Source organism: Nocardia veterana NBRC 100344, from assembly GCF_000308855.1.
Lineage (GTDB): Bacteria > Actinomycetota > Actinomycetes > Mycobacteriales > Mycobacteriaceae > Nocardia > Nocardia veterana.
In genome coordinates this window covers 106,662-132,779 of sequence record NZ_BAGM01000117.1, presented here as the reverse complement: position 1 = coordinate 132,779, position 26,118 = coordinate 106,662, and the positions used below count along the sequence as shown (strand labels likewise).

General features: G+C 66.9%; 1 protein-coding gene (cut by both window edges). It reads right to left on the bottom strand.

This entire window lies inside a single protein-coding gene on the bottom strand: locus tag ON37_RS22515, encoding an MFS transporter. The 61,401-nt coding sequence extends 15,429 nt beyond the window's left edge and 19,854 nt beyond its right edge, so the window shows coding positions 19,855-45,972, spanning codon 6,619 (complete) through codon 15,324 (complete); reading right to left, the first codon wholly in view occupies nt 26,116-26,118. Both the start codon and the stop codon lie outside the window.

Genomic DNA, 26,118 nt, shown 5'->3' with positions numbered 1-26,118 from the left:
GTCTTCCGAATTGTTGTAGTGTTGATAGACCTTTTCGGTATGGTCCATCAGCATCCGATAGAAACCTTCGGTATCACCCGATTCCGGATAGTCGTCGGGAATGAGAAGAACTCCGGGTGGAGCCTGCCCGGCGACTTCCAGGTCGCGGTCCCGCATAACGGGCACTGCTCGTAGTATTTGTCGATACGCCTTGATTGCCGGCCCGACGTCCTGGTCAGCGAAATTCTTTACCGGACCGCCTTCCACACGTTCCTGGATCGCCCATAGAACTTTCCCTTGGGTATCCCGTTCGACGTGCAGAACCCGCGGCAACAGCACCTGCGCCGGCACTGCCATCCCTTCCGCGACTCGGGTGAATACCGCGTGCATTTCGATCTCCGGCCAGACCGAAAAGTCCAGCTTGATTGCGCTACTGTCCTTCTCGGTGAGGATGGCGTAATGGCCGAACAAGTGAACCGTCTTGTAGGTTCCTTCCAGCTGTTGCCCGTACCGGACCGCGACATCGTGCAGGGCGTGGGCCACCTCGCGGGGCATCTCGACGCCCCGGTCGCTCCCGAGAGCCCGGTATTCGCTTGCCGTCAGAACATGCCGCAACGTTGGGAACTCGGTGAGGAGTTCTTCGTTCGCCAGTACGTATATCTGCTCTTCGGTCGGCAGAGAGAGTGCGTTGTGCTCGACCGCGGAGCCCGCCTTCGGTGCTTCTTCGGCGCCGCGGGGCGGCCCGGTGACGGCGCCCGAGCGTGGTGTCGTGAGTTCGTCATCGAAGGCGAAAACCGGTGCAAAGCTGCCGTTGTCGTTTTTCAGGTAGGCGACGTAGGCCTTGTCGGCGCTGCGGTGGGCTTGCGTCCACTTCTCTCGGGTGCGAACGCGCGGAACCTGTTGCGGGTCGGCCCCACCCGTATCGGTGTCGAAGATGACGGCGGTGCCGTCGACATTCGTGACCAGATAGGTGTGCATGCTGTCGCCCGCACCGTGGTCGACGAGAACGACGGCGGTATCGACTCCGCCGGTCTTGTTTTCCACGGCCTCGAGGACGTACGCGAGGGGTTCGTCGGCGGCGGAATCGAATTCGGTCGCAACGAGCTGGGCTTCGATCGCCCGCTGGAGATGTTGCCATTGGTTCTCGCCGGGGCGCAGCGATGCGGCGGTGTGCCCGAGTGCACGCAGTCCCTCGACCACCTGATTGATGCAGTCCTGCAGCACGCGCGGACGGGTCGTCGCGGCGATCTCGCGGTCGAACCACGCCTGCCATTCGGCCTCCGAGCGGGTGGTCAGAGCCGGATACGGCACGCCCTGCATGAGGTCGGACAGACGTTCGTGCAGGAAGTCCAGATAGACCTCTCCGAGCATGACGCCGGAGGCGTTTTCGAAGTGCCCGGCTTCGGTGAGATCGTCGGTGCTCACGCCTCGTATCGACTCGGCCCGATAGAGCTTGATGACGTGGTTGAGCGCCGCGATATCGGCGCCCGCAACTTCGCCCGACATTTCTGCGGCCATGCGGCGTAGGCGGACCACCACCGACATGCGGTTGACGACGGATGGTAGATCGTCCGGGAGCGACAGCGGGAGCTTGTTGATCAGCTCGGTGTAGAGCCGCTCCAACAGCACGTCCAGAGGGCGTGGTCCGGACGCGTCCGGCGACGGCGGTGGGGCTTTTCTCACCACCGCGTCCATTTCCTGCAGGACGCGCTCGTGCCAAGACTTCTTGTTCCGGCGTTCGAACCGCTGCCACCGTTCGACGATATTCCGGCGGTATTCCTCCAGCACTGCGAGCGGCACCGTGTGGTAGTCGCCATCGAGTCGAGCGGAATGCTCGGCCGAGTCTCCCGGTTCCCCAGGGAATGCGAAGCTGTTGCTGAAGTCGAAGGGGCGTAGCAGAAAGTTGAATTCGGCCACCAGGTTCTTGCCCTCGTAGCGATCCCACACGGCGGTCAGCAGGTCGCCCAGACGCTGTCGCTTGGCGGCGGGTAGAGCCACGTAGTCGTGCCAGTTCTCGTGCCCCACATACGGTGACCGTCTCGACGAGCCGACGCCCGGCACGAATTCGGCGAAGATCGTGTGATCACGGTCCGGCCACCCTTCGGTACCGGGGACGTCGGTGGCCAAGCAGGTCGCGACCGGATCGGCACCGACGCTCTCGTAGATCGTCGGCGCCAGATCCTCGGCGGCGGCCTGCTCGGCATTGCGCACGACCTTCGCGACCGCGATATACCCGTTTTCGAAGTCGATGCGATGGACGGACCGGGCCATGGTGGCGTCGCCCTCATCGCCTTTGAGGAGTTTTCTCGACTCCACTCCGGACGCGACAGCCTCACCGAGCTTCACTTCGAACGGTCGCTCATCGATGAGGTCTCTCATCCAGAAGCGGGCGACCTCGTCACCGTAGTAGTGGTCGCCGGTCGCATCGGCGAACCCGGGGTTCGTCGGCGATGCGGGCTCGTCGACGACCGTGCCGTCCGCGGCCAGGGACACGTGCCGGTAGTGGATCGGGACGCCTGCCTTCGCCGCCCAAGCCCGAACATCGTTGCGCAGGAGCCACTCCTGCGGCCCGGAGAGCGGCGCGATGACCACTACCCGATCCGTTCCGACTCCCACGCCCTCGCCCGCCGGTTGCAATCCCTGCGCCCGGATGATGTCCCGGGCGGCCAGGACGGACAGCGCCGTGCGGACCTCTGCCAGGTACCGGTGCGCGTTGACGATCAGCGGTCGCAGCTTCCGGTAGTGGTCGACGGCCTTCACCAACAGCTCGTTCTCGTCCAGCACCGCGGCGGCGACATCGTCCGCGACAAGTCTGCGCAGCGTGTGCTCCAGCCGCCGCATTCGCCAGTCCTCGAGGTGATCGATGAGCGGATCGATCGCGTCGACAGTCTTCAGATGCAGGGGTCCGGTTTTCACGCCCAGCGCCCGCAGTGGGGCCAGCGCCTCCGCGGTCACTTCGGCGACCCGGTGCTGAGCTTTTTGCAACGCGCGGCGAATCGGTGGAGACAGCGGATCGTCGGCTGGGTGTTGCGGAGCGGGGCCTGGTCGCTCGGAGTGGGACTGTCCAGAATCATCGGTCCCGCCGGATCCGAATCGCGTGGCGATCCAGGGCTTGACACCGCCGGGAACAGCTCCGATCGCCGTGTCCGAATCCGCCCGGCGTGATGCGATGTCCAGGGCGTCGGCGATATCGCTCCGACTGGGCGGCATGGCGCCCCGGGCCGGCTGCCGCCACCCCACGCTCGGCTGCGCAGAGGGAGCGGTCGCCTCGGAAACAGCTGCGGGTGCCGCCGCGCCGGGACCTGCGCCGGGGATGGGTGGCTCGGGGCCGGGCCTGGGGTTGCTGCGCGCGTTGGGCCCATACGGATTGTCCGGGTCCACAGCGGTAACCAGTTCGGGAGCGAAACGGTTGCCGGGCAGCTTCGCGATCCAGGTTTCGCCCGCTGGGGACTGCTTCGCATGCGGTGTGCCGCCGGCCCGCGCCGGCCGATGCGCTGCACGACCGATGTCCGCGTGCGAGTTGGTCCAGGGCAGCGTCCGCGGATCCACCCGATTGCGAACGGGCCGGGGTCGCGGTGTGCTCCACGGCGACGAGGCCGCCGCTTTACTCGCCGGTTCTGTGTGCTCGGCGCGGCTCGGCCCCGCGATCAGGACCACGGTGACGTTGTCACGGGTGCCGGCATCGATGGCGGCCTCGGCGAACCCTCGTGCTGCGGCGAGGAGATTCCCCGACGTCCGGGCCAGCTGGTTACGGATCTGGTCAGCGATCGCATCCGGCGTGCCGATCTTCTTGATCGGACCGTCGGAAACGAGCACGACCACACCGCGGCCGGTGGTCGAGTGAGCGGTCGGTTCCGGTTGCCGCCATTCGTATTTCACGCCCAGGCCGCGGGTGAGCGAGGATGCGTGCGGCATGCGCGCGGCCCGTTCCGGGCTGACACCCATGTCGCGGATGTACTTCTCCAGCCCCGAATCGTCAGTGGTCAGCTGGATCGCCGGGCCGTGGTCCAACGGAACCCAATAGGCGCGGGAGTCGCCGACGCATTCGGTGAACACCTGGGTCGGTGTGACCAGGGTCAGCACGATCGTGCTCACCGGTGGCATATCGCAACCGGGGAACTCCTCGGCGATCAGGCGCAGCACCGCGTCCTGAGCCGCCTGCGCGGCCTTTGCCAGGGCGGCCGCCGGATCCCAGGCCCGACCCGCCGCCACGGCCGCGGCTTCCTGCTCGAGAACCGCGCACGCCGCGGCCGATCCCACGGCAGCGGCTCGGTCGCTACGGGTTGCCTCTCCGGAGGTCCCGTCACAGACCGCGGCCAGCGTCACCTGTTCGCCGTTGATCACCGCGGTGGCGATGGCGAAGTCGTCCTGATTGGTCGGCCGGCGACCGATATCGGTGACCCCGGCCGCGTGCCCTAGGTCGGTTTCCTTGTGCGGCGCCGGAAGTGGCAGGTCGAGCCAGGGCTCCCCGTCGACGGCTCGGGTTTGTGGCGGCGACTCGGACGGTGTAGCGAGTACCGGCTCAACGGGTTCGTCGAGTTGGTCCGTCAGGGTCCGCAGCAGCTCGCGAACCCGGCGGTCCGCCTCGCGATAGTCGTCGGCGACGTGAGCCCTACGCTGTTCGGCGGCCGATCTGTGCGCCGCATCGGTACGGTCCACCAGCGCGGCCAGCCATCGCCGTGTCGCGTCGGCGTAGGAGATCAACGCTTCGACGCGGGCGGGGGCAGCGGCCACGGCGTGCGGTTGTCGCGCGAGATTCCAGAGCTCGTAGGCTGCCGTCCAGGCGTGCCGAATCCGCTGGAGTACGGCTGCCTGCGCCGGATCTGCTTCCAGCCGAGCCGATTCCGCGGCCAGCCCCTCGATGGTGTGCGCGAGCGTGTCGAGACGGACACCCTCGAGCGGGGCCTGACTGCGGCGCCACAGTGACGAATAGGCCGGTGCGGCATCGACTTTCGCCGCCTGCTGAGCGAGAGCCTCGGTCGCGGCCCGATATCTGTCGTTGGCTTCGGCAAGGTGGTCTCGTCGAGCGGTGGCAGTATGTGGCACTTGCCCGGCCGACGGCTCGTCGCCGAGATCGGTCTGCGCGATCTGCAGCCAGCGCTCGACGGCACGGGCGAGTTCTTCCAACCGGGCGCGATGCTCCGGCGCGACCGGCGCGGCGCCCGGTTTCAGTTTGTCGAGCTGGGCGAGGATGCGGGCCAGGTGCGCACGCATCGGGCCGTCGGCCGCGCGGAGTTCCTCGGTGATCGCGGCGTGGGTGCGCGCCGGCCAGGGCTCGGCCGCGACCGGTGCGCCGGTCTCGGCCAAGGCGGCGCGGAGCTCGTCGATCGCACGGGTAGCGATCGCGATATCGGACTGCGCCGCACCGGGAGTGGCATTCAGCCACTTGCGCAGGCCGTTGATGAGGTCTCCGGCCTTACCCGCATGCCACCGGTTCCGGGTGGGCCGACCGGTACGGGCCTCGTTGCGGACGACATCCATGATGGTGCCGTCACCGACTCGATTCGGATCGCCGATGCCCTCGTAGATCGCGTCGATCAGTCCCGTCAGAGCGGGATCGGCCGTGGCCGGCCGCCTGGCCGCCGCGCGTCTGCGCATCGAATTCGCGGCCGAATAGTTCGGTCCCGCCACCTCTTCGTGGATTTCGAACCAAGCGACCGCGGGCGCTTCGGCTGTCGCGGCGAGGACTCCGGAGCGATGTGCGAGGGCGCGGAACAAGCCACGAGCCCAGCCACCAGAGATCGACTCCCCGGCACGCTCCGAGTTTCGTGCCTGCAGGTCTGTCCCGCTCACCTCGATACGCAACCGGCGGGTGCCCGCGCTGCCGGTGACGGTCGCCGTGATACGCGCCTGTACCCGGGGATTGTCCAGTGCGGCGGTAGCAAGCTCGGTGAGCAGCAACTCCGCATTCCCGGCGACGTCACCGTCCCGCCAATCGCGCAGCTGCGCACGCAGCTGCGCGCGAGCGGCGGGCACCTGATCGGTGGTCCCCGGATCGAGAACCAGATCCAGCACAGCGCGAGGAGCTCCGGTGGCGGCCGGGCCACCGTTGTCGGCCCGGGCGTCGGCGTCGAGACGTGGATCCGCGGCGAAGACGATGCCCGGGTTGTCACTGTGGCCGGGCAATGCCGTCGGTCCGGGAGTGTATTCGGATCGGCTGCTCCCGGGGAGGCCGAGTGCATCGGCGACATCGGTCGGCGCAGCGCGACCGACGGATGCGGGTACCTGGGCAGCGGCCGGCTTCCCGGTGGCGGCCGTTCCTCGAGGGCGCCGGCTCTTGCCCTTGGGCCGCCGCCGTTCCAATTCGGCGAGCCGTTCTCGGGCGGCGCGTAGCTCATCGGCCGTCAGTTCGCTCCCGGCCCCCGGTACGATTTCGGCCAGCGCCGTCAGGTTCTGCGCCTGCGGGGGAGTGAGCCGCAGGTTGTCGAGCCGTATGCCGGCCACGCGCACCGACGTCGCCGATGCGACGAGCGCCGACAGTTCGGCGAGTATCCGGGAGACGCGCGCCGGACCGACTCCGAGCGCGGTACCGAGCGATCCGATCAGCGAGCCGTCCGCCGCGATGCGCAAGAGCTGCATTTCACCCTCGGACACCTCGACCACCTCGACCACGTCGGCCGGCTCGGCAGTCGTGACCCGAGCGCCGAGTGCGCCCTCGATCCGGTCCACGTAGTCGCGGACGGTATCGCGCGAGATCCCCAGTCGCGCCGCGATATCGGCGTACGACAGGCCGCGGCGCCGCAGTTCGTGCACCTCGGCCAGGCGCGGGGACAGTGTCGCCGTGGATTCGTCCGAGGACCGGGCCACCGGTTCGAGCGTGACGAGCCCGTAGTCGGCGGCGGCGAGCAGTGCCGGGATTCGGCCCGAGGTGCCGAATGCCCGCGCTACCCGCGAATGCGCACCTCGTACCCGGTCCAGGCTGACGTTCAGCTCGGCGGCGATCTCCCGCATGGACCGACCCTGTGCGGACAGCTGCAGGATCTGCTGGTCCAGGTCGGACAACAGCACCGGAGCGGAGGGCCGGATTCGGTATTCGTAGCGGGGCAGCAAGCCGCGGCGGGCGGCGGCCAGCGCCGTGCCGACGAGACCGGTGGCCCCCAGTTCGGCTCCCGCGCGGGCGACGTAGCCGTGCACGGTGTGCGTCGACACTGCCAGCAGGTGAGCGATTTGCGGTACCGAACACCCGAGCGCGGCGAGCAGCACCGTGGTACGCACGCGCCCGATGAGACCCGCTGCGGTGGACTGTGTTTCGAAATCTGCAGCTGCTGCCGCCGGCATCCGGGCGAGCTTACGGAGGGCCATCAGGGCGCGGTCGATGACGGAGGTGGTGTGCGGGTCGGCGAACAGGCGGTCGAAGGTCAGCGCGAACATCCGTTCCGCGCCTTCGGCTCCGCTCGGAACCACGGCGAGCTGATCGTGAAGGTCGCGAATGAGCTGCGCGGCCGGTCGAATGGCCGGAATGTCGGCGCTGAGCATCTCGAACAGGTCGGCCGCGGCTCGCAGATGATCGAGACCCTGCTCGGGGGTTTCGGTGCGGAGCAGCCAGAATGCGGCAGTGCTCAGCAGTCGCGGCAGTCCTGTCGCGGCCCGGCGAAGTTCGCCGCGATCCGGGTCGGACTCGGCCGGTCCGAGGTCCGCCGCGGCGAGCAAGGGCGCCGCTCGGACAATCAGCTCAGCGGTGGTCCGGCAGCCGGTGCGGGTGCGCAGACGAGTGAGAATTTCGAGCAGTTGAGGCTGGGTTGCGCCCAGCGCCACGGCACACTCGGAAATGCTGACATTGTCCGATCTGAGCCGGAGCAGTCGATATTCCGTCGGCGACAGATCATTGACCCGCAAGGCGTTGCCGACCTCGATGAGCCCATGCACCGCGGCGACGCCGACCACGGCGGCGCGATCGTTACGGGTCCCGAACTTCGCCGCCAAGGCAGCGATTCGGCGGCGTACGGTGCCGGTGGTCATGCCCATCGAAGCGGCGATCGCGACCACCGGCTGCCCGTCGGCCAGGGCGCGTAGGATTTCGAGCTGTTCGATGGTGACCGGTCGGAAATCCACAGTGCAGGAGTTGATTCGGAGATCGATGATCCGGCTCCAGGAGCCGAGTTTCAGTCGGAGGAATTTCTTCGAACCGTCGACATCGGTTGGGCTCGCGTGGGGCGGCTGCGAATCTGAGCCCGCGGTCGAACCGTGCAGCGCGCGCCGGATCGCTCGGATTTCGGCGTCGGTGAGACGAACACGCAAGCTCCGCGGATCGAGTATCCCCAACTCTCCCACCCGATCCCGGATGAGAGTTATCAGCGTGTCCGGCGCGAAACGGGGGGTGTTCTCGTCAGCCGCAGTCCGGTCGCCGACTGGCGCGTGCGGTGCATCCCCCTCGTCGCGCCGGACATCGATATCGAGCAATCGCGCGATCGATCGAATCCGATTGCTGACCAACCTGATCGGTAGCTGCAGGCGGTACGAAATTTCCCTGGTCGATAATCCGGCCGCGGCAAGAACCAGCATGTCGATCCCGTAAGCGTGCGGGTCCGGTGTGGGTCTCGGGATTTCTGCCGGTACTGCGCTCGGCGTCAGGTCGAGGTACCGGCAGGTCTTCGCAACCAGTTGCGCGTTCGTTCGGCTCGCGGTTCGCTCGCGCAGTGTAGCGAGGGTCTGCTTCACGGTGGTCACACCGGAATCGAGCGCCTTTGCGATCGCGTGGACGCTTCGCCCCCCGACGAGAAGCTCGAGGACCTGCCGATCGTATTGACTCGCTATCGGATTCGCCGCCGGAGTCGGCGGTTCGATGACCCCGCGCCGGACCGCGGCGGCGACCAGCGCGATGCTGTTGTTCTCGGTGCCCAAGTCTGCTGCGATGCGCGCGGTCCGGTCGAAGACCCACCGCACCCTCTTGTCCAAGGCCGCAGCGATCGCGAGCATGTCTTCCCCGCGCGACAAGGACAACAGAATTCGACGATCCAACTCGGTTTCGGAACCCGTTTCCGCCACGGCGCGGATGGCGAGCGATGTGTATACGTCTCGCCAATCATCGATATCCAGCTTGTCGAAAATCGCACGTCGCAACCGATCGTGTTCCTGCGGCGAGATATTCAGCTGGGTTGCCGCATATTCATCGCTCACGACACTGTCCAGATGAACTTTTATCAGTTCCATCTCGAGATCGGTGCACAGGGTTTCCGCTTGCACCGCGCCGAGCAGGTCCACCGCGCCGATTCGGAGGACCTGCTGGACGAGGAGGTCGGGCACGCTCGTTTCCAGTGTTCGGCCCGCGGCCCACAGCCGCCGTGTCAGGGTGGACTCGACGGTCCCGGTGAGCTCGGCGGCTCGTGACAGTGTCTCGCCCTCGCTGATCAACCGTATCGCGTGAAGTTGGGCAGGGTTCAGACGCCACGGGAGGGGCGAATTCGGGGATCGCGTATGGTCCTGCACGTACTCGACGGCGGCACGGGCGATGGTGGTGAACGTTTCCGCGCCGACTTTTCCCGCCAGCACATTCGTAGCCCGATTCACAGCGGGAACGGATTTGCCGAAGTATTGGGAGATTTTTCGGATGGGTGTGCGCGCAGCCAGCAGTGTGATGAGGTCGATTTCCTCCGGCTCCAGTCGCGGCAGAGCGTTTCCGGCGTCGACCTGCTGTGTCGTGATCGCCACCAGCTGCACCAGGGTGCTCGCATCGGCTCGCGCCTGGAGACGGTGGGCTGTCCGGCGCACTGCGGCAATGTTGAGGCCGAGTGTCGCCGCAGTTTCACGGAAGCTCTTCCCCTCGGCGAGGCAGGTGAGCAACCGCCGTTCGTCGGGGGTGACGACGGCGAGTTTCTGCGGCGGCGGTGCGACGACTCCGGCGCGGATCGCCGCCGCGACGATTGCTCGTTGTCGGTTGGGAGTTCCCAACTTGACGGCCAGGCTCTCCATGAGCCGATTGGTGCGGTGGCCCGATTCATCGAGCCGGCTCAGGGCGTGACCGGATCTGAGAGCCTCGAGCAGTTGTAGCTCGACCGCGGTCGGCGCGGCCCCCGCACTCGCTCGTCCTGGCACAGGCGTTACGTCACGACGGCTGCTCCGCGACGTTCGGCTGCCGCCCCCGTGGGCGGAACCCGCACCGGCCTGCGCCGGCGTCAGGAGAGGTGCGGCCTCGGCGACGAGTTGCGTGATCGTTCTGCTACCGGTTTCGGCCTTCATCTTTCGGATCGATTTGTGGATCGTTCCGACGCTCACCCCGAGTGCCGCCGCGGTCTGGTAGTCTGACCTGCCGACTGCCTTGAGGCGCAAGATTTCCAGGTGGCGAGGGGAAAGGTTCAGCTTCTTCGGCTCGGTGGTGATCATGTTCCGCGCGATGGCCGCGGCCACGACGGCGGTCGCGTTGTTGGCGGTGCCGAATTCGATCGCGAGGTGCGCGAGTCTTACCCGAATCCATTTGGATGACTTGCCGAACCGGTCCGCGATGTCGGAGGGGAGATCGCCGGAAGCCAGCGATCGGATTATGCGCAGGTTCACCTCGGTGTCGTGATCGGATTGGATGATTCCCGCCGCTACGGCCCTCGCAGCGGTCGCGCCCCAGGTGTCCACGCCGAATTTGAAGCGGACGGAGGCATAGAGAGCTTCGTATCTGCGTTTCGAGATGCCCATCGCGCGGGCCACGTCGGCGGGGCTGTTTCCCGCGGCTCGAAGCTCGAGCAGTTCGATTTCCCGCGGGGTGAGAGCGCGGCGGTCGCCCACTGTATCGACGATGCCCCGGGCGACCGCATGCTGAACGACCATATCCCGCAATCGCAGACCGAGACGGTCGCCGATTTCTTCCAGCCGGGCCCGAACCATTGTGTCGGATATGCCGAGGAGGGCGGCGATTTCGCGTCGCGTCCGCCCCGACTCGACAACCTCGAGCAATTCGAGCTGTTTCGGTGTCAGACCGTGGGTGGCAGGCGGCCGGTCGCCCCGACGGAGTTCCGCCGCGCGCTGCGCCAGCGCCACTCGGTAGTCGATTCCGAAATGATCGGCGATGCGTCGCAATCGATTTCGAACGGCTTGCGGGGAGGTGTTCAACCGCGCCGCGATATCGGGGATGGACGCGGTGGAAGCAGCCATGTTGAGCAGTTCGATACTCGCAGCGGTCAGACCGGCGGAAGGCGGTTGCGCGTCGAATGCGGATGCGTTTCGATCCACGAGTGCGATCTCACCCTCGAGAATGCGGACCGCGGCGGACAATTCCAATCCGGAGGCAATCGGAGCGGGGCGATGCTGGTCTCGATCCGGCCAGAGCTGCAACAGAAGTCGCCGTTGGCGGTTATTGAGTCGCTCCGATCGCAGGGCCTGGCGGAACTGTGCTGTGGTGGCGCTCCGCAGGGCGGCGACCTCGGTGCCGGCAGCCTGGGATAGGCGTCGTCGGAATTCGAGGAAGACTCTCTGCTCGGCCATGCGGTTGCGTGCCGTCACCATGACCCACTGTTCGATGGGAGTAGCGGCGGGCCTCCGCCTCAGCGTGTCCACGGCACGCGCATACGAGTCGTCGGCGACCTCCCGGGCGATCGCCGGCTCGGGGAACACTCTCGATACCCACGCAGAGACGGTGGGGTCGAGGAACTTTCGCAACTCGTCGACCGCCTGCTCGGCTTCGCCACGACCGACCAGCTCGAGCACGCGACGGGTGAGTTGTTCGGGCATCGGCGGTATCTCGGCCACCGGCGCTGGTTCCGTCACACCACGCGAGGTGTTGCCGGTATCCCGTGGCGCCGGTCCCGCGGAGCTCTGTGAGCGAACCGCGCTGACGTTCTCACCGCCGCGCGGGTCGTCGGCGAATACCAGCCATGGGTTGGCCAGCTGTCCCGGAAGTACGGCGGGTGCGCGATCGTCTACGCCGTCGAGCCGGTAGAACCTCTCTTCGCCGCGCGCGGCCGAGCCGGGTCGCTGCCGGCGCGCCTTTCCGGCTTTGCCCCGGGGTACGGTGTCGTCGGTCGGCTGGCCGGCGGCGTTTTCCGCCGTATTCGGCTTGTCTCTCGGGTTTTCGGCCGGACCGTCGGCCCGGCGAGGAGCCGGAACTCGGGTACGGACCGCCAGACCGTCACTCACCTCGGCCAATTGCCGAAGCATGGCACGACACGAAGCGCACTCCCGCAAGTGAGTGTTCACCCGGTTTTCGGCGCGCTTACTGCGCAGCGGTCCTCGTACCCACTCGCCGAGCAGCTCCACGGTGCTGCGGCAGGATTCGTTCGGGTCCTGCGGAAGGTGCGCTCGGAGGTATGCCACTCGCAATTCCTCCACCGCCCGGAATCGGGCTTGGGCTGCCGCGTTGGCGGTGGGCGCGTCGATGAGGCTTACCAGCTCCGCCGGCGGCAACTCGTAGTTGCGCAGGATCAACCGGGCCCGTTCGCTCACCGTGTTCAGCGCCTGTTCGAGCAGCTCCCGTTCGAAACGTCGAACTGCGGTGTCGGTGAACGGGATCGGCTCCTGGTATTGAGTCATGTCGTCGCTCAGAGCGACGCGCTCGAAGTAGCTGAGGTTCATCCACATCGCGCGCCTGCGCACGGCCGTCAGTACGTACGAGCGGAAATCCGAAGTCGGTCCCGAACCGGCCAGGAGGGCCCGAAGCGTTGCCTCGAACGCGTGTGACACCAGCTCGTCCACATCCGCGCGCCCGTAGCCGATCCGCGCGTACCGCCGAACGGCATCGATGTGGCGCTCGAAAAGTGGTCCGAACGCTTGTGTGTCCCCGTTGCGCACCGCCTCCGCCAGCTCCGTATCGGTGCGTGGGTCGGCTTCGGCGGACGTCGCTGCGCGGTGTCGCTGCTGGGGGATCACGATCCGGTCGGTCGAGGGCGAATCGTCCGGTTGCCGGGATACCCGCACCTCGCTCGGGCGATCGGAAGCGGGCGCGCCGCGTTCGGCTTCCGTGGATTTCGACTCGGCGGTCGGCTGCGACGGAATCGATGCGGGCTGAGCATTGCCGATTCCGGGGGTGGCGTCCACGCTGGAGTCGCCCGGCTCGGCGCGGCCCAACCGGGTGCCCGGCGACGGAACTTGATTCCAATCGGGAACTTGTTCCCGTTCGTTTTTCGTCGCGTGGTCCGGCGGGCCGATCGGGTTTTCGGGCATGCCGTCAGCGGCGTAGGTGATGGCATGGAAGGTGGCGCCATCCGATTGCTTTTGCCGAAGCTCTGCCAGCCGCGGCCTCGCTCGTTCGCCGTGCAGGTCGAATTCGAATATGTCGCCGCCGCGCACGGGCCGGAGTTCATGCAGCCGCAGTTCGCCGTTGTCGTCGGTGGTCAGCGTGAAGACGTGTCCCTCGATGCGGTCGGGGCGAGCACCTGGGTTCTGCAGGCTGATCAGCGCCAGCCGTGTGGGGTCTTCGTCAGCGGTGATCCGGGCGACGATCTCGTCGAGGGTGGTTTCGGCCCACAGGCCGTGGGCGTATTGGGCGAGTTCACGCGGATGGAAGCCGGTGTAGTCGAGGATGGCGAGGGTTTCGTCATCAGGGATTTCGACGGGGCTGTTCTCGAACTGGTCGCGAATGAACTCGAGTTCGGCGACGCCACAGCTTGCCAGCGTGAAAGTGACTCGTACGGGCGCGGTTTCGAGCGCCCAGCGCACTTCGTTCGCAATCTCGGTGTCGGTCGCGGACGACCCCGCTTCCGTATCTGCCGGTCGCAGTTCTGGCGTGGTGCGGCCTCGTTCGGCCTCGTAGCGGTTCAACTCCTCGACGGTGGGCAGTTCGAGCGCTCGCGAAACCGCTGCTGCCGTGGGCAACTCGGGCTCCGCGTCCGGCACGGTGAGCTCGAAGGGCGTACTGGTGGCCATCGGCATCGGCAGGCGGTCCGTGCCGGCCAGAATCTTCTCGACGGCCCGTTTCAGCTGCGCGATGGACCGGAACGTCGAACGCAGTTTGCGTTCGGGCGGCCGCACCAGGGCGAATTCGCGGGCCATCACATCGGCCATCTCTTTGCCTGTGGGCTGGGCGACGCGCCACCCGGCCTTGGGTACGAACTTGCTCGCTTCCCAGAACTCCACCGGGACGACAACGGTTTCCAACCAGCCGGCTCGGATCGGGACCAGTTGCTGGTTCGCCGCCGGCACGGTGACCGAGGCCGAATCTTCCCAGCCGGGGATCCCGATCTTCATCAGATCGACCGCGACTCGAATCGGTGTCGGTGAGTTGACCGTGTAGGCATCCTGCGGGACGGTCGACAGATCCGAACTGAGCGGCTTCAACCACTTCGAGAATTTCTCGGGCGAATCGGACCCGCGCCGGTACTTCAGATATGCCGCCAGCAGATGCTTTTCCAGCTCCCGACGGAACGCGATTCGGTAGGCGCGTTCCACGTCGGCAGGATCCAGGGTTACCTCGTCGAACCCCGACGGACCTTGCGTCAACTCGATGTACCGGATCCGCCAGCCCGTCCACATCGCGACCGCCAAGCTCGGGTCGGCCTGGACCGCCGCTGCGAGTGCGCGCATATGCCCGCCCTCGTTGGCAACCACCCAAAGTTCTTGCGGTGCACCGGGTACAGCAGCGAAGCGGGCCACCTGCGGTGTGACGACGGTACCGGTGCGCTGCTCCAGCTCGCGCGCGAACAGTTGTTCGCAGGCGGGCACTATCACCCGGGACGCTGCCCGGTCGTAGCGCACGACCAGGGAGTCCAACTCGAGCAGGTCGTTCAATCGGTCTGCCGCGGCGCCACGTCGAATCAACAGCGGTTCGGCCAATGTGGCCTGGGTGGCCGGATCGTCGGAATTCAGCTCCGCCAGGGACGCATCGATTTCGGCGATCTCGGTCTGGACGATCTCGCGGTGCGTCCGGACGAGCCGCCGCCACGCGGCGCGGGAATTGTCGTCCAGGGGTTCGAGGCCGAGTCGATGCCACATCGCCGTTCGGCGTTGTTGCAGCTGGCGGACGTACTCGGCGGTCGGATGCCATGGCTCGCCGGCGGGGTCGAAGGAGATCGCCTGCCAGCGTGCCGAATCCGCGGCCGTGTAGGTCGAGAACCAGCGGGTTGCTCCGGTCCGGGAATCGACCAGCACCGGCACACCGTTCGGTCGATGGATCTCGTATTCCACCGGCCCGTCGGCACCGTGCTCGACCACCCGCATCCATCCGCGTGACCGCCAGAATTCCGCTTCCAGCGTCGCACGATCGTGGTAGGGGAGTGCCCGCCCCGCACGGGAGTCGCCCGGCTCGATCAGTCCGGTCTTCCCGTTCTGTCCGGACTCCGCCACGACGGCCGCAGCCAGGGCGAACTTCTCCCGAGTCTCGAACTCGTGAGTCCGGCCGGTAGCGGGATCGGTTGCCGTCAGGCGCACGATTCGAGCTCCCGGCACACCGGACGTAACGGCGGTCAGGCGTATCGGCCGCACAAGACGGAGATCCAGCGGATCGCCCGGAGTGTGCGTACCGGCGACTTCGAGCAGCCAGGCCGCCGCCGCTTCGGTGGGCTCCCGCGAACCTGCCCATCCCCAGGTGGCCTCCCGCAGTACTTCGTCGATGAGGTGAGAGACCCACGATGCCCGGGTTCCGGTCAGGAGCGGGATATCGGTACGAATCGTCGGCGCAGAGGAGTCGCGGTAGCGCAGTTCCAGGCCGGCTCGAAGCCCGGACGACTCGACGGTCGCCCTGATATTCGGTCCGAACCGACCGGGGACCACCTCGAGGGTGACGGGAATGTCGGTGTGCACATCGAACCGGACAGAGTAAAGGCCGTCTCGACGAACAGTCCGTTGTTTCGACTCCATATCGGAGATCAAGGCGCCGAGGCTCGCCGCCCCCGGCACCGGTTCGGAGCGGCGGGCGAGGTTGCGGATCAGCTCGTGGAAATCGAAGCCGTGATCGTAGCTTCTTCCACCATCGCCTTCCCGCAGCACCATCGAGACCGTGGTCCGATGGCCGGATTGCAGTTCGACCTCGACAAGGCGGCCGGAACCGAACGGCACGTAGAAGATTCGTCGTCCGTCTTCGGTCGTCCGGCCCTCGACCCGGTCATCGCGGTGAGGATCGTGCCCTTGCAAGTCGGCCGTGAATCGCCGCACCGCCTCGACCTGTCTACTGGCCCACCACTGGTCTGCGGCCGGCCAGGACCGGGTTTCACGCGCGACGGCGTCTTCCCCCCGCTCGTCCGGTGCGCGTCGGACGGGCCCGAGTTTGCGCACGGCGCTTTCCCGAAGCGCCCGGACATCTGCCGCCGGAAGCTCGGTGACCGTCGCGATGTCGTCGTCGGTCAGGCCCTGTTCCAGCAAGGCGGCGACTTCGATTTCCCGCTCGGTCAATCGATCCGGATTCGGTACCGGAGCGGAGCCGGCGCCATCCGGGTCTTGCGTGCTGGGCGGGCCGGTGACTTCGCGGCCGGCGTGCTCGGCGGTGAGTTCGCTGTTGGCGAGACGGGTCCGCGGCACAAGTACACCGCCGACTCGGTCGTATCTCGCCGTGTATGCGAAATCGGCTCTCCGGTAGCGGGTATTCCAGTCCCGGTAGGGCCGAATACGGTGCCGCCCGCCATCGATGAGGGTGTCGCAGACGTAGACCTCGTCGCCGATCTTGGTGAGTAGATACGCGTGGGCGCGGTTGTTCCGGCCGTCCTTCTCGGTCGTGCCGACCACGACGGCGACGGTGTCCAGCTTCGGGTCGGCGATCAACTCGTCATATGCCGAGCGCATCGGGTCGTCCAGGTCGTTTTCCGGATCGGCCCACTGCAGACCGGTCGCGATGTTGCGCTCCAGGGCCGCGGCGTTGATCGCTCGGTTCGGTTCGGCCACAGCGTCGTCGAGTCCCAGCATGCGCAGCATGCGGGAGATCCAGGGGACACAGTCGAGAACTTCGGGTGGCAGTTCCTCGGGTGCACGCTCCGGTGCGGCGCCGTCCGGCAGGGCGGCTCGGTAATCCTCGGCCTCGGGGGCCGGTCGGGTGAGCTCGAACCAGACCGACTGCCGCCACGGCCCGGCGTGCTCGCCCAGGAAGCGCACACCAGCGCGGAGGAACGGTGAACCAACCGGTGCCGCAAGGGTTTCCGGGGGAGCAACGGAGTCTCGGTCGTCGACCGCGACGAGTTCGATTCGCACACCGTCGGCGGTGGGCGCTGCCACCAACGAGATCGGACCGCCGAGGGAGCCGAGCATATCGTTGAGGGTGGCGACGATCGTGTCTCGCGCGACAGCCGCGGCCCCGGGCTGCCAGTTCTGGAACTGGGTGAGCAGCCACGCCTCGGCGTGTGGCATCCGCTCCGCCGAGCGGAGGGTGGAGGTGGGCGTTCGTACCGCCACCGTTTCACCGGAGGTTGCCGAGATCGGTTCGGGCGCTGGTAGATACGTGCCGACGCGGTCGTCGGTGGGCACATCCGCTATCCAGGCACCGCCGGATTCCGCCAGCCACGCGCCCAGCCGGGCATGCACCGTCGCCAGCGCCGCCGCGGTTCGCGCCCGGTCCGCTCCCAGCCGCACCGAGTCCCAACGCGCGGTCACGCCGGTGTCGGTCGTCGTGAATTCGATTGTGAAGGTCGCCGGTTCGCAGCGCGGCACGGTGAGGTCGGCGCTGACCACGACGCTGTCTGCCGTGCGGGTGATCCCGGTGACCTGCACCGCCGCCCAGAGCTGGGAAGTCCACGGGGCACGGGTGGGGAAGTAGCCCGCCAGCAGCGCAGCCGCTTTGGAGCCGAGATTCCGCAGTAACGCGGAAGCTGTCTGTGCGGGCCCGCGATCGTTCCACACCGATTCCCGGCGATTCCCACTCGTCGTAGCGCACCGCGACAGGTCGGCACGCGCCGTTCGGAGTGCGTCGAGAATCTGTGCGTGCCCGCGGTAATCGAGCGAGCCGCTCGGTGACAGCTCGGGTGAGAGGTCGATCTCCGTGATCGCTCCGGCGATGCGCCATTCACCCACCCCGGCGATGTCGGTCGGTGAACCGCCCTGCGCGAGATATGCGCCGAGCACACCCATCCGCGGTGCGGCGCCGGTGATGAATTCGCCGGTCGTCGTGACCAAGAAGCCACGTGAGCCGGAGGTGCGATAGTCGGTGCCGCCCGCGCGGACCGGGCGGCCGCGCGGGTCGATGTGCAGCTGTACCAGCTCCAGGTCGTTGTCACCGGAGTCGGGGACGGCGCCGGGCAGCGGAATCGGGGCGTATTCCGCCAGGCTCGTCGGGGGCGCCTCCTCGGGTTGCTCGGCGTCGGCGATGACGTGCTCCGGCGGGTTGAACCCGGCGAATTCGACACCCGAGCGTTCCAGCCAAGGCGCGATCCGATCACGATGGAACGATTCGACCGCCGGGCCTACGAACTCGCGATCGGGACCGTCTTCGCGCACGTAGTAGGCGACCGTGGTTTCGCCCCGGTCGACCAGGTGCAACGCCAGCCGTCCGGGCACCGCATTGCCGCGTAGCGAGCCGACCTCCAGTTCCACAACCAAGCCGTTTGTGGTGGTCCTCGTTTCGACGACGTCGACCCAATGGTCGGTCCCCGCACCGGAAAACATGGTGTCGCCGGCCGGGTCGCCCTCCATCAGCCCGAGCCCACGGCGTTCGATCAATTGGTCGACCGTGGGGACATGGGCACCGGGTTTCCAGAGATAGCCGGCCGTCTCGTTGTGGATGGTGAGCAGTTCGATCGGAACATGCTGCGACAGTTCGAACATCGCCTGAGCCGCGAATCGTTGGCTGCGTGCCGAACGGGGCGCGGATTTCGCGACGAGCCCGCTGCCGAGTACGACCTCGATCAGGCGGCCGTTCACCACCTCCCAGCTCCCGAACGCGAACGGCACATGCCGCGGATCCGGGAACGAACTCCACAGCAGCCAATGGTTGGCGGAAGTGGTGCGGATCGTATCTCCGACGAAGAAGAACTGCTCCGACCCGTCGGAGTTGTAGGGTTCGTCGTTCTCGTCGCACAGCACCCCTTCGGCATTGAAATGCAGATCGTGGTGGGGGAACCGGCGCCCATCTTCGTGGTTGTACGCCGACTGGTCTGTCATCTCGACCGTCGCGTAGGCCGCCCGCCGCGCCGAGTCGGCATCGGCCGCGGTACCTCGGGATGAATTTGCTTGCGATAGCGAATCTTCCGATACGGTGGCCGGCTCGCTCGCAGCATCGCCGCCGGGGTTCGCCGGTCGATCGGCCAGACGATTCAGCACCGTGTTCAGCCAGCGGTCCACCGTGGCGGCGTCGGCGGTTACGAACTCGGGCGGTTGTGCCCGGTAGTCGTGTTCACGCCTGGCGAGGCGCCGGCCGCGCTGGAATTCGTCCTCGAACGGTGGCGCGGGGTCGGCGAGTTCGGCGAGCAACCTTCGCGTGGCTCGGTGTGCCAGTCGCCGGATCGCCGGGGAGTTCGATCCCGCCAGCAACTGGCGAAGGGCCTTCTGCTCGCTCGCACTCAGCTCGAGGTACGCCCGCTCGAACTCCGCAGAGGAAGCCTCCGTCAACCGCTGCAGCGGGTCGCGGACTGGACCGGCGTCCGGTGCGGTCGCGACACGGGCCACGTCGCGGTGCTCGGCCAATGCGGCCAGCTGGGCTGCCTGACCAGGTCCGAGCTTGCGCCGGACATTCGCCAGCGTCGTTCGCACCTCGATCACGGAGAGCCCGGTGGCCGAGGCGATGTTGTCGTAGGTCGCGCCCTGCCGCGACAATGCGAGCACACGCGCCTCGCGAGCACTGAGTATTTTCGCGCGCGGCGCGGTAGCGGGTCGACCGTCGTCCGGAGGATTCGCGCCGTAGCTGGACGGGCCGGTGACATGGCCGCCCTTGCGTGGCGGTTGTCCGAGTTGATCCTTCGGAGTGTCCAGGTTCTGGTCCACGAGTTCGCCGTCTTCGTCGGTTTTGAAGTAGGCGACGTGGGCGCGCTCGATCTTCGGGTAGGACTGTTGCCATTCGTCGGCGGTCAGGACCCGGGGGATTCGGACGTATTCCTCGCGCGGCTCGGCTGCGGTGGGAGTTTTCTGTTTCCGCCACCATCTCCCCTTCGGTCGGGATTTCTCCGTTTCCGTTTCGCCGGAGGAGTTCTCCGCAGGCTCGGCAGCCGCCTCCGGCTTCTCGTGTTCGATATTGGTGTCGAAGACGACGACCTGCCCGCCGCCGACACTCGTCACCACGTAGGTGTGCATATTGTCGCCGTCGTCGATGAGGACTACCGCGGTATCCAGCTTGTCCTCCGGATCCCGGACGCGCTCGATGATCGGGCGGAGGGGATCGGTGCCGGGTTCGACATCGGCCGGGAGTTCGAATTCCTGCAGCTTTCCGCGGATGGATTGCTGCAGTGTCTTCGGTGTCGCGCGACCGCGCACCCGGCTCTTCGCATCGCTCTTTCCCAGGTGGTATAGGACTTCGGCTGCGCGGGAAGCACATTCGTCGACGTCGCGAGAGAACGCGGACACACCCAGCGATGCCGCGGTGGCGGCGCCGAACAGGGCGGTGTTGAACCATCCCATCGCGGATCCCCCGAAGGCGTCGAGGAAGTAGCCGCCGAATGCGCCGCCGATCATGCCGCCGATCCCGTTGGCCGCCATTTGCGTCGCTATCGCGCCGCCGAGGACTCCGACTCGACCGACGCGATCCTCGTACCGCTCGGTAACTTGCCTCTGCCGCTCGCCGAACTTCTGATTGTTCAGCAGTACGGTCGATCCCACCGCCACTCCGCCCAGCCAGAGCGGCCACGGATCGGTGGTAGTGGCGTACAGGGCCATATTCGCACCCCAGGTCGCCATCGCGACCGGATGTGTCCAACGCAGGTTCAGCCGGTCACCGAACTTTCTGACGATCGGTGTCGCGAGCAGGACACCGGTGCTACCGGAGGCGAACAGCGCGCCCGTGGTCCACGGTGAGTAGCCGGACGAGGTCGAGATATCGGCCAATTGGATGGCCGACGAAGTGGTCGCGACGCCCCACGGCAACAGCAGGAGGTGATTGCTTCGCATCAGCCGGTCACGCCACTGCGCGCGTGTGCCGTCGAAAAGCCGGGCGCGTTCGGCCGATGCCTCCGCTTCGGCCTTCTTCTTGTCGTCCACGGTCGCCGGGAGGCCGCGCAGTGCGCGGAGAAAGACCCCGTTGGACGCCGCGTTGCTCAGCAACGGGGCCGCGGTGGAGAGGTCGACGAGCGCCGGGCCGATGGCATTACCGAAGGTGCCCGATGCCTGCCGCTCCACCAGCGTGAGGGTGACCGCGGCCCTCTTCTCCTGATCGGTCTCGGCCAGCTTCTGCGCGTAGAGCGCCGTGGCGTTGCCGCCGATCGTATCGGTGACGGAAAGTGCGACGCCGGAAACGATCGCCGCTTCCATCGCGCCTTCCCAGCCGCTGAGAGCCAAGCCACCGCCGACACCGCTGAAGAACAAACCGGCCTGCAGCGTGCGCCGCATGAGGGGGCGAAGGTCGTTGGAGCGCCCGACCAGATATCCGGCCGGGAATTGTGCCAGCAATGCGGCCATTTGTGTCATGGACGACGCCGCGCCGATGAGTGGCAGCGAAGCACCCATCTGAGTGAGCATCAGCGGCATCGCGCTGCCCAGACTTCTGGTGCCGATCGTGGAGATGATCGAGCCGGTGTACAACCGCGCCAGATTCTTGTTCTTCGGGGAACGGTCGCGAAGCCATTGCCGGAAGCGGGATTCCGGAGATGGCTCGGCCTCCGAATTCCCGCCGGGCTTCGCGGAGCCGCCGGTCTCATCCGGTTCGTTCTTCTCCGCGCGCCCGATCAGCGTGGACGGGGGAGTGCCTTCCGCCCAGGAGGCGTCGGTCGGGTCGGCAGGATCGATGGGGATTTCCGGCTGCCCGTCGGCTCGGTAGGTGATGGCGAAGAAGGCGGCACCCCTCTGCCGGAGTTCCGAAAGCCGTTGCTGTGCCGCAATTCCGCGCGGATCGTTTTCGACGGTCGTCCCGTCCGGGCCGGGGATCACCTCGTGCAGACGAAGTTGGCCGCGGCGGTCGGTGGTGAGGCTGACGAGGTGTCCACCGATGCGGTCCGCGGTCGCGTCCGGATATTGCACCAGCAGCAGCGCCAGATGCGTGGGATGGTTGGAATCGGTTATGCGCGTGGCAAATTCGTCGTCGGGTACGACCTGCTTCCATTTACCGCGGGCGTACTGGGCGAATCCCTTGGGATGGAATCCCCGGTATTCGAGGATCATGCGGGTGTCCGCGTCCGGCAGCTCGATCGGCGTCCGCCGCCGGCCGAGCTGTTTCCGTGCGAACGCCAGCTCTGCCAGGCCGCAGCGCGCCGGTGTGATGGAATCGCCTGGGATGCCGTTGGATTCGAGTGCTTCCCGGATCTCGGCGTCGATGATCGCGGCCGACTTCGCTCGCCGCCACTGCCACCGCTTACCCGCGGGCCGCGGGATCACCGGGTATTCAGCGCGTTCGGCTGCTTCAGGACGGCCGACGAGCACCCAGCCCAGATTGTCGAGGCCGCGGCTCGGCACCCGGCCGGGCTCATCCGCCCACATGTAGTACGAGGCGTGCGGCTTCAGGATGAGGCGCTCGGCGAGGCCCGCCCGTCCGACGGCGTACTTGCCGCCCAGAGGCACTTCAGTGGTGAGCAGGGTCGCGCCGAAGATGGCGGCGGCCGGACTGATTCCCAGACCGGCATTCGCATAACGGCCCTTCCGGCCGAACTTGTGCGCGCCCAGATTGGCTACCGGGTCGGCTTTTTCGCTCAGCACGTAGACCGGCACGCCGATTTCGCTCGCGTGCTGTACGCGCCGGCCCGCGCCCGGAGAACCGGTGAGAATGACCTGGTCGACCTCGCCGGCCAGCCGGGCATCCTGCGCGGCGTAGCAGAGAGTGGTCGATCCGTAACTGTGGCCGATCGCGTTGCGCAGTCGAGGCGTGGGCGCACCACCTGGCTGTTCGGCGTAGAACTCGCGCGTGGCGTTGAACGCCGTGATGTCGCGGGCCACGATATCGCCGCCGGTCTCGGCCATCCGCGGCGAAGCCACCGACAGATTGACCGGGCACTGATAGCCGATATCGACGATGGCGGCTACGCTCGCGCCCGCGCCACGTTGAGTGCTGACCTCGTAGAGACTTTGCGCATACCGGGAACGGTGGTGCAGCCGCTGCGTCGTCGACCCCAGACCGTTGGTCATTCGGTCGATGATCTCCGCCCGATCGGCATCGCCGATGGAGAGAATCACGCGGCCGTTGCCGCCGTGCGCCGCGGCGTCGTAGGCGAGGAGTTGCACCGGCTGATGGCCGGTGAGCTGGGCGGCATCGGCCTCGATAGCGATCAACTGCCGACGCGTGGCGACCAGATTGCTGAACTCCTCGAATTCCGCTCTGGTCAGTATCGGGTTCGGAATCTTCGCCCGCAGATCGGCGCGGGCGCGCCGCAACAGAGCCCGAGCACGTGCGATACCCGTTCCCTCCGGGTCGGCCATATTCGTGCCGATGTCCGGGCGACGTTGCACGAACCGCCGGATGTCGCGGGCGATCGACAACCGATTCGCCTTGTCCCGCACCGCGAACGGGATACCGTCGGCATTGCCGATCGCATGCGGGTGGACGCGCAGCAGAGCGTACTGCTGATCCGACAAGCCGAGCTCGACCTGCAGGGCCGGTAGGTCGGGCCGATCCGGGAGGCCGGTATCGAGCGACTGCCACCACTGCGCGACCTTGTCGGTATGTGCGCGGGAAGCGCCGACCACGTCGGTGGGGTCGACGGCCTGGACCAGAGCGCGCTCATCGGCCTCGGGACCGAAATGCGCCCGTAGCCCGGCCAGCGCCTCCTCGGCGAGCTGCTGTTCCGAGGGGGTCGGGTCGGTGTCGGTGGGCAGCGGCCCCGTGTCCGGCCCGGCGGCGTCGGTGTCGGCTCCCCGACTGCTGTCGGTGGGAGCGGTGTTCGACGTCGCGCCGGTGTCGGTAGTGGTTGTGCCCCAGGGTTTTCCGTCCGCCGGGTTCAGGGCGAACGCGAGCGCTTGTTCGGGTGCGTCGCCGGGTACGTGTGTGGTCCGGGTGCGGGTCGGACGCCCGGTGAGCGGGTCGATCTCGGCGCCGTCGTATCCGACGACGGGTCCCGACGTGGTATCGCGACCGGCTCCTCCGCGCCGGCGCGGTGTCGCCGGATCGATCGGACCGTCACCGGATCGCGTTCCAGCGCCCGACCGGATTGTGCCGGCCTCCGTATCGTCGGCGCGTTGACCGCGTGTTCGGATACCGATCGGGTCGGGCAGGCTGTCCAGTCGTAGCGCCCCTCGCCGGAGCGCTTCGACGACGGCACTCGTCCGGTCCCGCACGCCCAGTTTGGCGAAAATCGATTTCAGGTTCGACTTCACCGTTTCCGCGGAGACCGACAGTGCCGACGCGATATCGGTCGACGAGTTTCCGGCAGCCGCGAGGGCGAGGATTCGGGTCTCACGATCGGTCAGGGCAACCGGTTCATCGGCGAGCGGAATGTCCTCGATCGAGATGTAGCCGGCCTGAAGCGCCTGAACCACCGCAGCGGTTGTCCCGCGCGCGCCCAGCAGGCGGACGGCGTCTTCTTGATCGGCATTCGCCTGTCCGGCCGCGACCATCGCGAGAGCACGTCTGCCATAGGCGCCCGGGACGCGGATCTGTGGCTGTCCCGCGAACGGGATGGCGGTGAGATCCAGAAGGTCGGCGCGCAACGCGCGGACGACAGCTTCTGTCCGGGTGCGAGCGTCCAATATTCGCAGCAGGCGCCGAGTCGTGGCCTCGACCGCCGCTTTCGACAGTCCGGATTCGCCGGCGATATCGGATGCCGTGTATCCCAGGGCGAGAAGCGACAGAACCCTGAGATCGCGGGTATCGAGCCGGCTCGCGAGGTCGGAATCCGCCTTCGGCAGCTTGCTCAATCTGACGAGATGCAGTTTGAGCGCCTGGACGACAGCACTGGTCCGGTCGGCAGCGCCGATTCTCCGGAAGAGGTCGGATATGGTTTTCGCGGTATCGCGCTCGCTCTGCCCGATACTCTGCGCGATCTCCGCATTCGATTTGTCGGCCGCGATCATCGTGATCAGTTCGGCATCGCTCGGAGCCCTATGATCCTTCGTGGCGGCGGCCGACAGTTCGTACGTAATCTCGATCAGGCGGTTGAGGGCGGTCGTTTGCAGAGCCGAGATCCGCTTTCCCATCCGCGCGGCATCGATCGCATATTTGACGCGCGTGCGCTGGACGGGATCCATTTTGGCCATCGCGGCATGCAGCCGCGTGTGGTCAGCCGTGGCCAGCGCGATGATCGGTTCCAGCATTTCATCTGCGTGGACGCCGGCGATGACCCTCGTCACGAATGCGCCTTCGGGAGAGTTTCGCAGACCGTGCAGGGCGGTTCGGCTCATCAGCTGGTTCCCGGCAAGGAGTGCCGTCATGATCAGCCGGCGCTGACTGCGGAAACCAGCGGGCAGGTGCTCCGACGTGGCGGCGAAGATCTCCTCGTCGGAACTCGAAGTGGTGACCCGCTTCTTGCCGGGCACCAGATCCGATCGGTGTGTGAGGCCCAGTTCGCTCAGCAGTCTTCGGATGTCGCGCTCCACCGCGTCGTCGTCTATCTGCAAGAGCCTGGCTATGGCGTTCGCGTCGTTTCCGCGAGCAGTCAGGACGAGAACGGCGATCATACGATTCGTCAGGACTTTCGAATCGCACTGTTGGAGAAGCGCTACGGCGTACCTCGCGGGGCTTCCCTCGAGTTCGGTGCGGTCGGCCACTCCGAGTTTGTCGTAGATCCGCTTCACCGAGCTGTTCACGGTGCTTCGGGGCAAACGGAGTTGTGACGCGATCAGCGCATTGGACTTCCGCTGAACGATCAGCCGGAGAATGTCGAATTCCTGCCGGGTCAGTCTCCGCTTCGTCCGGGTCGCCGACGAGTTCGCGATGCCGTCCGGATCCACGCCCGCCAACTGTCGGCGGGATGTGATGCCCAATCGGTCGAAGATCCGCTTCACTTGACTTTTTGTCGCACTCAACGAGATACCGAGCTCTGCTGCGATCTCGGCATTCGTCTTGCCCGCGCCGACCAGTTGTGCAATCGCGCGCTGGCTCTTGGAAAGCGGACGTACCTGGACCACAGGGTCTTGGGCGGGTGGCGACTCGGGGTCGTCGCTGTTCCGGCGGAGCGCTTCGGCGGGTTCATCCGCCTCTCGGTTCGGTCCGCTCGCACCCCGCGCCGGGCGCCCGTCGTTCGCCTCCTCGTCGCCGAACATGATGGAGTCCGGGTCGATGCGACCGGTCGACTCCTG